Annotated in this window: 7 protein-coding genes; 3 read left to right on the top strand and 4 right to left on the bottom strand. The window is 36.2% G+C overall.

The window, feature by feature from the left end; translation table 11 throughout:
- Window positions 1-348 precede the first annotated feature (348 nt).
- Complete coding sequence (locus tag NQ163_RS13360; protein ID WP_268190814.1) at window positions 349-3,837, bottom strand: hypothetical protein; 3,489 nt, start codon at window positions 3,835-3,837, stop codon at window positions 349-351.
- A gap of 370 nt (window positions 3,838-4,207) precedes the next feature.
- On the opposite strand from NQ163_RS13360, the gene NQ163_RS13355 reads away from it, so the two are divergent.
- Window positions 4,208-5,131, top strand: coding sequence for a PfkB family carbohydrate kinase (locus tag NQ163_RS13355; RefSeq protein WP_268190813.1), 924 nt, complete (start codon window positions 4,208-4,210; stop codon window positions 5,129-5,131).
- Window positions 5,132-5,313: 182 nt separating this feature from the next.
- Here NQ163_RS13355 and pdxH read toward each other — a convergent pair whose 3' ends face one another.
- Both pdxH and NQ163_RS13345 read right to left on the bottom strand, forming a co-directional pair.
- Window positions 5,314-5,958, bottom strand: a complete 645-nt coding sequence (gene pdxH / locus NQ163_RS13350) for a pyridoxamine 5'-phosphate oxidase (protein WP_268190812.1) — start codon at window positions 5,956-5,958, stop codon at window positions 5,314-5,316.
- A 10-nt stretch (window positions 5,959-5,968) separates the two neighbouring features.
- Window positions 5,969-6,367 (bottom strand): hypothetical protein, encoded by a 399-nt coding sequence (locus tag NQ163_RS13345; protein ID WP_268190811.1) that lies wholly within the window; start codon window positions 6,365-6,367, stop codon window positions 5,969-5,971.
- A gap of 161 nt (window positions 6,368-6,528) precedes the next feature.
- Between NQ163_RS13345 and NQ163_RS13340 the strand changes: the two genes are divergently transcribed.
- Window positions 6,529-8,436 carry a transglutaminase-like domain-containing protein gene (locus tag NQ163_RS13340; protein WP_268190810.1) on the top strand — a complete coding sequence of 636 codons (1,908 nt, stop codon included), beginning with the start codon at window positions 6,529-6,531 and terminating at the stop codon, window positions 8,434-8,436.
- 109 nt (window positions 8,437-8,545) lie between these two features.
- Window positions 8,546-10,753, top strand: coding sequence for a hypothetical protein (locus NQ163_RS13335; RefSeq protein WP_268190809.1), 2,208 nt, complete (start codon window positions 8,546-8,548; stop codon window positions 10,751-10,753).
- A gap of 70 nt (window positions 10,754-10,823) precedes the next feature.
- On the opposite strand, the gene NQ163_RS13330 is transcribed toward NQ163_RS13335, so the two are convergent.
- Complete coding sequence (locus tag NQ163_RS13330; RefSeq protein ID WP_268190808.1) at window positions 10,824-12,329, bottom strand: cytochrome c3 family protein; 1,506 nt, start codon at window positions 12,327-12,329, stop codon at window positions 10,824-10,826.
- Window positions 12,330-12,410 lie beyond the last annotated feature (81 nt).

Here is a 12,410-nt window from a genome sequence, read left to right as displayed (position 1 = left end):
GTCCAACAGTCCAACAGTCCAACAGTCCAACAGTCCAACAGTCCAACAGTCCAACAGTCCAACAGTCCAACAGTCCAACAGTCCAACAGTCCAACGGTCCAACGGTCCAACAGTCCAACAGTCCAACAGTCCAACAGTCCAACAGTCCAATAGTTCAACAGTCCAACAGTCCAACGGTCAATAACTACTGAATTTACTCTGTGGGAAGCATTTGTATGTGGAGGGTTGGATGGGGATAATAACCCATGGGCTCCATCCGAATTATTTATTATTAATTAATCATTACTAATTAAAAAGGGCAACCCATAAGAAATGAGTTGCCCTTTTCGTTTATTATCGAAGGTTTAATTATTCAGATTTTCTGCACAAAGGATCAGCACCAATTGTACCTACTAAACTTTCAAGATATTCAGCAGATTTAACATGTTCTAAATCCTTCTTAGCTTTTGCATATCGATCTGCAAGGCTTAGGTCTTCGCTCCATTCAGCATTCAACTTCTTAGCCATGAATGATTCAATATAAGCAATTTGCTTTTCGTAGAATTCAATATCGATTTGCTGCTTGCGTTTCAATCTTTCTTTGTACCAATCAGAATTGATTACTACATCACGATCGAATTGTTTACGCAATTCAGGATCAGAGATCTCTTTCCCTTCATATTCTCCGTAAGCCATAATGCTTAATAGAATCTTTAATGGAGGAATAGCAGCCTCAACACTATTATCCTTAAAGTAATTTACAGCAACTTTTTCCTGAGCTTCACAAATGTTCTTAATACCATCTATATATGCTTCCATATCCTGAATCTCAGGTTTCAACATTCTTTCGTTGAATACATTCTGAGGTTCATCGAAAATGCGGTTCATATAACGGAATAAGAACTCTTCAGTAATACGATATCCCAAACGAGAAGCATAGATTTTTTCTCCTTCATATTCGAAATCATCTAATTTTTCCAATGAACCTTCATTAATCAACAATTTAGGATCACGGTTCTCTTCTTTCAAACGACACCACAACTCAGGAATCAACAATGATACATCATGGTCGAATCTGTTTTCATTTCCAACGTGACCTGCTGCAGATGAGAATCCTTGATATCCGGTAAGGATATAAGAAAGTAATGCATTGTTCAAGTCAGTAGTTGGCGACAACATGTTGAAAGGACCTTTTGTTAATGCTCCCTCAGTACCTGCTCCTGTTGTTGATGGAGATTTACCAGTTAAACTACAGATAAAGTCCATGAACAATTCAGGCAACTCCTGGTAGTGAATTGGGTTGTAAACACTCAATGCACGGATACCAACTTCTTTCTCTGCCGGATTGTTTCTGCGCCCAGGTAAAACTGCATTTACCGGATGGTAAACTGCCTGGTTCAATGGAATTCTTCTTGCCAAACGAATACCTACGTCAGCCAAACGATCATCAATCGGATTTACCAAATCAGGTCTGATTTGCAGATATCTTGGATTCTTGGTAGGAGTTCCGTTTACAATTCTAGGATGTGATGGAGAAATAAAATAGTTAGATTTCTTACTATCAGCTCCACGTTTAATTACTTCCTGAATCGGTTTGGTATACATGTCAAAACCAATTGCATCAGCAATTAACTCCTTACCATCTTCCGTAGTCAATGGTTCGTAGTTCGATGTAAAGTTATTTCTCATCGATAGATCTGCTTCAGCTTCTTTGTCATATCCTCGGTGAATTGCTTCATCAGGACGCTGGAAGAATCTTTTCTCACAGTTGGTTGTAATCTTAACACTCTTGTTATCGTAAGCTTCATTAAGATTTTTCAATTGATTTGCAGGAAGTACTACGGAAGCAGTAATATCATCTTCCATTTGAATTTTAGCTGCAGCAATAAAATCTTGACGCAATTTGTTCAAGTACCATGAATTATCATCAGCGAATCCTACACGTAGGTAACTAGCAACAATTTTACGGTTGTTGAATAACAATTCGTGTCCTTTTCTACCATTGATTACATCAACAGAAAAGTAATCTCTCCAGTTGCTATCGGTACGTTCCGGACGATAGAATCTCTTAACGAATAACACCAATGCCTTAACGTGATCTGGAATTGTGTCCAAAAATGCATTGTATTCAGCAGTATAATATTTCGATGGAGTTAATAACTTAACTACAGATCCTAAAGAACGATCAGAGCTTAATAAAGATCTTGATGGTTCAGTTCTATCCGGATGATCTTTCCAACGTTTTGTATAATCGTGATTAATAACTTCATCAGCCAGGTTAAAGTCTTTTTCCATGTCTTGAACATAGAACGAACTATAAATAATAGCATTCAGAAGTGATTTGGAAATTTCAGATTTACCACCACCTGAAACAGTACATGGCTTGTGGCAGAAAGTCCCTTCAGAAGCAGTACTTACCAATCTCCATGATGGAGCAGTTGGGTGTTTCTCCATGTGCATTTTGTATCCGGATGGATGCACATAGTAATGGTCAGGTAACAATCTAATGCTTTCTTCTTTTCCATCTTTTTCCCAGCTTACTTTGCTTTGGTAAAGATCGATATTTGCATTTTCATTGATGTAGTAAATGTTAGGATACTCCTTATCAACGGCATATCCTTCAGGATATACATCCATTGTTGCACCAAACTCTTTTACCACTTCATCGTAGCTGTACTGCTTTTTCAATACGTTCTTCATGAACAATGATCCGCTAAAGCTATCACCTAAATTCTTTCTTGGGAAAGCAATAGCACCACCAGCATGTTCTTCTTCAGCTAAACCATAAAGGTTAGCAGAGAAACTGATTTGTGTTTTGATCTCTTTTTTCGAGTATCCGAAATAGTTATCAGCAATTAAAGTAACTACAACACCATTCTCGCTGCGGCATGTTAATTTAAATGCAGTACCATTGTTGTAAAGTTCGTCTTCTTTGATCCAGCAAACACCATCTCTTTTTTGACGCTCTGTTGCATCATCGTAATGTGGTAAGCCTAACTCTTTTTTGGTAAGCTTGGTTAATTGAGGAGCCAAAATAATACATCCTGTGTGTCCTGTCCAGTGCTCAATGTCCAAACCAGAATCATTAGCAGGGATATTTGGATCACCAGCATTACCGAAAATTGATTCTACAAAGTCCAGGTTACTTACAAGACTACCTGGTGCAAAGAATCTAACTTCCATAGATTTTTGGCTAATTACATCTTTTACCTCAGGACAAACTATTGGACGAAGTAAAAGAGATACCATCAATTCAGCTTTGTCTTCCTGTGCAGATGTGAAAGGAAGTTGCTTGTTTTCTGCAGACGGCGTAAGTGCTGCTTTTAAGAATCTTGAAAATGCTATTTTAGGTACTTCAATTTTATCCAATGGTACAGGAAGATTACCTTCTACAATATGGAATGAACCTTTAGTAGTTCTTCTGTCGTGTTTTGGGTTGTGAAGTACACCTTGTTTAATTCTATACGAACTTAAAAGTTCTGTAATGTGTTCATCCTTGTTTGGAGGCAAACTTAATTCTCTTGCAATTCCAGGTTGGTCAAGAATAAATGTATCTGTAGGAAGTTGTGCAACTTCATCGTCTACATCTTTTAAATAATCATTCAGAAAGTTCTGTATACGTTGGTCGGCAGGGCAAAGATGATCTGCTAATAAACGAGATTTAGCTCGATAGTTTTGGATTAAACTATCCGTCAATTCGATAAATTTAGGATCAGATAATTGCTTTTTCCCCTCTAGGGAATCTCCTTTGTAAATAGGTTGCCCCATAGAAGCCAATTGAAGGTTGATATAACGGATTAAGTCTTTTTGACTACCCTTAACCTTCTTTTTAATTTCGCTTGGTTTTTTACTTTGCATATGTCTCCAATTTTTGTTTGCTTAGGGAATGACGGAATCAAAAATACTTTATTTTTTCACTTGGCAAAAATTCCTGCATTCCACACTATAACCCCAATCCCTCCAATTTAACCTTGCTATTTTTAGTTAGATAAAATTGCATGAATCGAAAACGATTTAATCTTGATAGTTTGTATTTAATCTAGACTCAGTCCAAATTATAGATTTTTTAGAGATTTATTAAAAACTGGCTTGCGAGAATCGATTTTATACAAAAATAGATCAATTTTTTCACATGGACTTAGAAAAAAAAGGGTTCAAATTGATGATTTTAGCAATTCGGTGGACATTTTCTAATAATTTTGAAGCGTTGGTTTTAATTGAATATGTAATGAGAAAGGTATATACCATAGGAGATTGCGTTTTAGATCTGTTTTTTGAAGATGATAAGCCTGTAGAGGCAAGACCTGGAGGATCATTTTTAAACTCTGCGGTTAGTTTGGGGCGATTGGGAATAAAGGTTTCCTTGATTAGTGAGTTGGGAGAGGATCGAGTAGGAATGCAAATTATCAAGTTTCTTGAGCAGAATGCCGTCGATACTCAGAACATTTCCAGGTTTACTGATACCAATTCTAATCTGGCACTGGCTTTTCTCGATGAACACAGAAATGCAGATTATGCGTTTTATAAAACTCGTGCAGGAAAGAAGTCATGTATTACATTTCCTGATGATGTAAACAAAGATGATGTAATACTTTTTGGTTCGTTTTTGGCAATAAAGGAAGAATTTAGAATTGGTTTGGTTAGCTTTCTAAAATCCTGTAAAGAAAAAGGAGCAATAATCATTTACGATCCCAATTTTAGAGAACAACACTTGCCATTATTAAAAGATGTACTTCCATATATTAAGGAGAATCTGGCTTTAGCTGATATTGTAAAGGCCTCAAACGAGGATTTTGAGTTGATATGTGGAGTAAAATCCGCAGCAGAAGCGAAGGAGTGGCTAAAAGGATTCTCGTCAGCAGTGTTGATTTATACGGCCAATAAAAATGGAGTATCTGTATATACAGACAAGTTGCATTCATTTGCAGTACCACAAATTCAGCCTGTAAGCACTGTGGGAGCTGGAGATACCTTTAATGCTTCCATTGCCTACTTTATGCTTACTGCCAATATTGGTAAAAAGGAGATTAAATTATTAAATTTAGAACAAATACAAGAAATGGTGGAGTTTGCAGTTTGCTGTTCTCAACACGTTTGCATGAGTTTTGATAATTTTGTTTCTCCTGATTTTGTGTGTAAACTGAAGAAATAAAAGCACCCTTCCTGGACAGGGAAGGGTGAATTTACTACATACAATTTACTGAGTGAGAAAAATTCGTTTGGGTAATTAATCTCATTATTTTATTCTCGAAATAAGTAAAAGGTAACCCTGAGAAAGTTGCTTTTCTTGATTTATTGTATCAATGGCTTAATAGTGGTGACGAATGTTTCTTTTTAAGGGGCAAGCCTTCGGTAAATCCAAGATTTTTTCTCAAGTATGTACTCAATTCTGTCGTTTAATCTATTTTTTCTTCCTTGCCAGAACTCAAATAAATCAGGAATTAATTTGTAGCCTCCCCAAAAATCTGGTCTTTTCAAATTTTCTCCATGCTTTTCTGAGAATTCAAAAACCATTTTCTCCAATTCATTACGGTTCTCAATTGTTTTGCTTTGCGGAGATACAGCTGCTGCGGTTCTGCTACCAATTGGTCTTTCATTAAAGTAAGCATCCGATTTTATAGTATCCAGCTTTTCAATTTTTCCTTCAATTCTGATCTGACGTTCTAATTCGGGCCAAAAGAAAACCATGCTCGCAAAAGGATTGCTCTCTATTTCTTTTCCTTTTCTACTATCGTAATTGGTAAAAAAACAAAAACCAGTCTCATCAAAATCTTTTAGTAATAATATTCTTGATGATGGTCTTCCTTGGCATGATACCGTTGACAAGCACATTGCATTAGAATCAGGTAGGTTTTGCTCCACTGCCTCAGAAAACCAAACATTAAACTGTTCGAATGGATTTGAATTAACATCTGATTCTAGAAGCTCTTTTTTCCCATATTCATGCCTGATGCGTTTAAATTCTTCCTTCATTGTCATAATCCCGATCTTAGTTATTGTTTGGGTCAAGCAAAATGTTTGGTTCTATGGTTAATCCTGTGTAATTGATATAATAATGACCATCTTTTTCCGGGAATTGCATTCCCGATTCATCTTTGGCATCTGCATTTGCTACACCAACATGGGCAAATAGAATTTTAGCCTTGTGTTTGTCGGCGTGTTTGATAATTTCTTCTGCAGCTACTGAAGTCAACGATCCAACATCAGGATAAGTGCTAGTCTTAACAACGATAAAATGCATTTCATCGTCCTTTCTTGCTAAAATTTGTGGATTCTTATCAAATTCAATATTTACCGATAGGACTTCAAACTCATCTTTGATGTGTTTGTAGACCCACTTGATTCCCAATTCGTGAAGTTCTTCTCCTGTCAATCTTCTCTTACTCATATTCTGATTTGTTGTTGTTTACTGCGAATATCTTCTTTAATTAAAACAAATCCAAATAGTTTTCTTAAAGTAAAAAGTTTATAAGACATACTCTAATCAATATAAATATGATTATTTTGGAGTTTCACATTAAAAAGATCTGGTTTTATAATATGTCTGATATGTTTAGAAAATTTTACTTTACTGTTCTAATTGCTTTCTTGATTTTTAATTCCGATTTGAAAGCCCAGGTTGAACTCAGATCTAGTTACGAGTTACTTGATGAGAGTCAGGAGAAAGATGCCCTTATTGAACACTGGAAAACAGTAATTACTTTTGAAAGATCAAAAAACGAGGGCATGCCTGTTGTGAAAGAGACTGATTTGTGTCGTGTTGTGCCCTTGCAAAATAATTCTGTTATGAGACACTATTTTACTAGTTCTCATAAGCAAATCACACATTACAAGTTCTATACTTGCTCTGGACGAAAAAGCATAAAGCCAGTGATAGGAGATAGTTATGCCCCTGGGATTTTTCAGAGCGATAGTAAATATTATTACTTCTCAAGAAATATCAAACCAAGCGACCAGTATGGGAAATTTGAAGTGAAAAGTACTACCGACGACCTACGTTTTTATACCAGAACCTACATGGCAGATTTGAAATTGTTCACGGTGAAAAGAGAAGTAGAAGTATTGGTTCCTGCCTGGTTGGATATGAAGGTGAAATTGTATCATACTGATCATACAGATCTAACATGTGAAGTAGATTCTCTGCCTGAAGGAAATATTCGTTATCGCTATACAGCTGGAAATCTAAATGCTCCTTTCCAATCTGATTATTTTACAGGTTATGCAAATGTGCATCCGCATCTTCTGTTTTTATACAATAAGTTTAGAACAGGGAACGGAGAATGGAAACCTATTTTGGAAAATGTAGACCAGTTGTATAAATGGTATAAGGAAATGAGAGGGCCAGAGCAATACGATTTGGAAAAGTTTAAAGCGATTAGCTCAGATGTGGTTTTGGGAGCTTTTAATCAACTTGATAGTATCAAAAAGGTTTTTTACTGGGTTCAGGATAAGATAAGATACATTGCTTTTGAACAAGGAATAGATGGTTTTCGTCCGCAAAATGCCTTATCCGTTTATGAGAATAAATATGGCGATTGCAAAGGGATGTCAAATTTGTTGAAAGCCATGCTTACAAGCCTTGGATATGATGCACGCCTGGCATGGTTAGGCACCCAGGATTTGCCCTATACATATAAAGAGCCTTCCATTGCAGTTGATAATCATATGATTTGTGTGCTTTATCAGGGCAAAAGAAAATATTATCTGGATGCCACTGAAAAGTATTTGAAGTTGGGCGAAACGGCCAGCCGGATTAATGGAAAGGAAATCCTTATAGAAAATGGAAACAATTTTGTAATTGATACAGTGAGAAGGAGTGAAGAAGATATTTCTGAAGAAAGTTACAACTATGAACTGGAATTGAAGGGAAATAATTTGAGGGGTAAGCTGAAATTTCAGCTGCAAGGGGAAGCAAAAAGGCATTTCTATATGAGTTTGTCACAATTTTCAAGATCGGATCAAGAGAAGAATGTTAGAGAACTTTTGTGCCAGGAAGATAATTTACTTATGGATTCACTTGGTGCATTACCCGCGACTTTTGACAGAGATTCAAATTTGAATTTGACAGGAAGAATACTAAAAAACAATGCTTTAAAACAAATTGCAGATGAGCGATTTATTGGAATTGCCAATTTAATGCCTGAAATCAATTTTGAAATAGATACTTCTAAAAGTAGGCATGTAAGGTTTGCTCAAGTTATAAACCAATCGAATGAGACGACCTTGGAAATTCCGGAATCTATGGAATTGTGCTATTTGCCAAAGCCATTGGTTTTTGAATTTGACAATGCTTTTTACAGGATGGAATACTTGTTGGATGGCAATTTGGTAAAATTTAAATCGCATTTGTATATTCCTTATGAAATCTACAAGCAGGAACAAATAAAAGATCTTGCAAAATTGTTCGACTACCAGCATAAAGCAAGAAAACAGAAAATTGTATTGAAGGAAAAATAGATGAAGCAAACATGATTAAATAATTATAAAACCCATAAGGGAATACTTGTGTAATTTATTGTAGATTAGAAATCCCATGTCTTAAATGTGAAAAAATAAACACGTAAAAATGAAGAATATCATACTATTAGGGTTAGCATTAATTTCGATGGTTGGAATGTCATATGGACAAACTGACTCGCTGCGTGCAGAGCAATTAAGAAATCAATTCTGGGAGAATAGATCGGAGCAGTGGACGAAAACCGACATCCCTGAAAAATGGAAAGATGAATCAGCTGTTATTCTGAACAAGGAAACCTACTACTGGGTGAAGAAAACACCACTGTTCTCCTCCTTAGAAGAGCGGTATCATACCCACAAAAGAATAAAAGTAATTGATGATAAGGCCATAGAAAGTTATTCTGAGTTTTCATTTGCAGAGAGTCAACAATACTACAGCCTGTTCTGGGGATCTTCTAACCTTCATTACTATTTTGGTATTAAGGTGATTAAAGTTGATGGGAGTGAGGAAATCGTGGGAGAGTCAGACAAAATTCATACGCAGGTAAAGCACCGAAATAGGAAGGTGGGCTATCAAAAAATAGCCATACCTAATCTGGAAAAGGGCGATGTGATTGACTATTATTACTGTATGGAAAGAAGGTTCCCAATGGATCAATTCTATATGTTTGATCCGGTACGATATTTTCTAAATGATAACCATCCAATTGTAAGGCAAGAGCTGACTTTGGAAATCGCCCGAAAATGCTATCTGAATTGCAGGTCAGTTAATGATGCTCCTTTTATGAAAGAAATAGATACGGATGTATCAAAAGCTGTTAAATATCATTTGATTGATGAAGGGAGAGAGAAGTTTGAGAATGAAATTTTGGCTTTTCCTTATTCTGAGCTTCCATGCATAAAATTTCAAGCTTTTTTCCCTGGGGGAGCTTTTTCATATTCAGTGCCATATGCTGACTTTTTAGGTGAGAGATTAAAAATGAAAAATACCGCCTATCCTCAAGGCCTGGCAAAGCTGGCAAAATCTGTAAATACCGCTGGAGCAGGTACTTTTTATCCTGTATTGAAGAAATATATTATTTCAAAGTATGGAAAAGAAAAACCTGAGAATGTAGAAAAACTCGTTCATGATATCTATTTCTTTTTGCGTGAATATTGGTGTCAACAGCAGTTTTTTGTGAAGAATCAGAGGACTAATTATTACAATTGGTTTACGATGTATAGCACAGTTGGTGGTATTAGTAGAATTTTAAAAATGTATGAGATAAAACACGACTTATTGTACATTATGCCTAAGTATATTGGAGAGGTGGATGATTTGCTTTTTCTGGATGAATTGAGTTTAGGTTTACATGTGAAGGGAGAGGAGCATCCTATCCTAATTACAAAAATAAATCCGTACAGCCTGCCATCGGAAATCCCTCACTTGCTAAGTGAGGTAAAAGCATATGCAGTGCCATCCATTGGGGAAAATCCAGTTGTATCGACATACACTTTTCCTAAATTAAAAAGTGAGAATGAAGAAAATATTGTATCTAAACTAAAATTCGATTCGGAAAATGAAACTTTAAGAATTGAGTCTGAATTTACAATTAGTGGTACTTCGAAATTAGAGTGGGATACACTGGTGATGACCAATAAGGTATTTTTCGATGAGTTTAAAGCTGACCAGTATAGTAAATTTATTAAAGACAGAGATAAGGGAAGAAAATTAGAGCAATTAAGGGCTTTTAATGAAAAGCTGAGAGTAAGGTTTGCTGATGAAGAGAAGAAGAGAACAGAAAGTCTTGAAAAATATTTACAAGAGCTTTATGGAATTCAAAACTGTAATGTGGTTGATTTTAACTTGATTTCATCGGGGCGTTGGACTGACTCTTCATCGCTTAATTTTAAGGTTGTCTGGGAGAGCTCTTCCTATGTTTCTCAGTTTGGAGAAAGAAGCTTGTTAAGTGTAGGCAGATTCATGAAAAAACCATTGGGGGAAGAATTCTTACAAAAGGATCGTATGTTAGATGTCCATTTTAAAAATAAGGAGGCGATGTTGTATAAACTTGAACTTGAGTTGCCCGAAGGCTTTGATGTGAAAGGAATAAAGGAACTGAAAAACAATTGGGAGGATGATTATTTTTATATCAAGTCAGACAATGAGAAACAGGCTAATAAGGTGATTATACAATTTGAAGTTGGTATCAAAAATAGTCATTTGCCTGTGGAAGAATGGGGTAAAGTTCGCAACTTTTTTGCAAAGATTTCTAATTTATACGAAAAGCAAATCGTTATTCAAAAAAAGCAGGATAATATAGTTACCCAAGAATAAGAAAACAGAGTCGGCAATTTGTCGGCTCTGTTTGTTTTAGTCTATTTGATATTTACAGGATATATATTTTTTAAGGATAAAGATACGCGTGACAATCGACACAGGAATAATCTTTCCAGTCATTACCAATATCAATGGGATGCTTAAATTCAAGGCTATTTCCGGAAATTGCGAATTGTAACGAATCTACCTTTCCTTGCGATGTAATGGTGTGGCAGAGGTTGCAATCTTTTGAAATGATGCGTCCTTCGTCTGTGGCATGCATGTTATCGTGGCAACGAAAACATCCTTGAGATTCCATGTGGCTTTTATGATCGGGGTAAACATCCCAGCGCACTTTCATGGCAGGAAAATTATTATTGTGATAGGCCTTTTTTATTCCCTTAATCGCCTGACTGATATCATCTTTAAAAGTATCAGAAAGCTTGGGGTATTTTTCCTTATAGAAATTTAGTACTGTCTGTTCTATAATCAGGTTGGCACTATCTTTCGTACCGTATGGTGCTTTTAAAGCTTCCATCGCAGCCATTTTAATGAATGGGATTTTATTATTGATACTGCTGTCAGCTATAGCTATATCGATAAAATCAGGGGGAGAGAGGTATACATGTGATGGGCGGTTGTGGCAATCCATACAATCCATGGTACGAAGTTTTGCATCAGCATAGAATGCAGAGTCTGGTTCCATCATTTGGTCTTTGTAGATATGCTCTTCTCCTGTTTTTAAGTTGGTATACTTCACCCATTGTATGAACTCATTTTTTTCATCAGCCGACATGAATTCTATTTTGATATTAGGGTTGATATGCCAGTGAATTCCTTCAGAAAGTTGTTGGGTGTGATGATCGGGACCTGTTTTCATTAGAAGCTGAATATTCCATTCTGTATTCAGGCTGTCAGTAAGGAAATTTCGTTGGTTTTTAATACGTTTAGGGTAGAATTTTTCAGGCCAGTGACAGTGTTCACAGGTTTCCTGGGCGGGTCGCAAATTGGCAATCGGTGTAGGAACGGGACGGGGGAAATGGTTAGAAATAACGGCATAGACCTGGTACAAACCACTTAGTTTTGAACGAACAAACCAATCGGCCCCTTCTCCTACATGACATTCAACACAGGCAACCCTGGCATGTGCAGACTGCTGGTAAGTTACATATTCGGGTTCCATAACTTCGTGGCAGAGTGTACCGCAAAATGCTACTGATTCGCTGTAGACAAAGGCCTCATAGCTTCCTATAGATGAAAGAAAAAGAAAGATGAAACTGATGATGACAAAAATTGAAAATGCATTTCGATGTTTCTGATCATTTAGATCAACTCTGGGCCATCTTTGTGTTCCTGTAATGAATTCGAGCTTACTGCGTTTTCGAATTTGAAGTACCATACCGATAGGAATCAATATCATCCCGATAACCATGATAACAGGTAGTACAATATAGATGATTAATCCCATGTAGGAACTTCCCTGATCGAAGATAACAGAGATTACAAAAAAGAATACGATAAGGAAAAAGGCAATTGTTGCAATACTAGCTCCCAAAACCGAGGTCCAATTGTAAAAAGATTTAGGTAGTTTCATTATTTATGGATTAGTTTCCTATAATTTATTTAAATCCTTGATATTATACAATTTATTGAGCTAGTTTAAATTTAATATTGG

The organism is Marinifilum sp. D737 (assembly GCF_026672275.1).
Lineage (GTDB): Bacteria > Bacteroidota > Bacteroidia > Bacteroidales > Marinifilaceae > Marinifilum.
This window is presented reverse-complemented; position numbering and strand designations above follow the sequence as displayed.

Bases quoted from the DNA above. Each gene is read 5' to 3' on its own strand.
- NQ163_RS13360 (WP_268190814.1), bottom strand. From the start codon at position 3,837: ATGCAAAGTAAAAAACCAAGCGAAATTAAAAAGAAGGTTAAGGGTAGT.
- NQ163_RS13355 (WP_268190813.1), top strand. From the start codon at position 4,208: ATGAGAAAGGTATATACCATAGGAGATTGCGTTTTAGATCTGTTTTTT.
- pdxH (WP_268190812.1), bottom strand. From the start codon at position 5,958: ATGACAATGAAGGAAGAATTTAAACGCATCAGGCATGAATATGGGAAA.
- NQ163_RS13345 (WP_268190811.1), bottom strand. From the start codon at position 6,367: ATGAGTAAGAGAAGATTGACAGGAGAAGAACTTCACGAATTGGGAATC.
- NQ163_RS13340 (WP_268190810.1), top strand. From the start codon at position 6,529: ATGTTTAGAAAATTTTACTTTACTGTTCTAATTGCTTTCTTGATTTTT.
- NQ163_RS13335 (WP_268190809.1), top strand. From the start codon at position 8,546: ATGAAGAATATCATACTATTAGGGTTAGCATTAATTTCGATGGTTGGA.
- NQ163_RS13330 (WP_268190808.1), bottom strand. From the start codon at position 12,329: ATGAAACTACCTAAATCTTTTTACAATTGGACCTCGGTTTTGGGAGCT.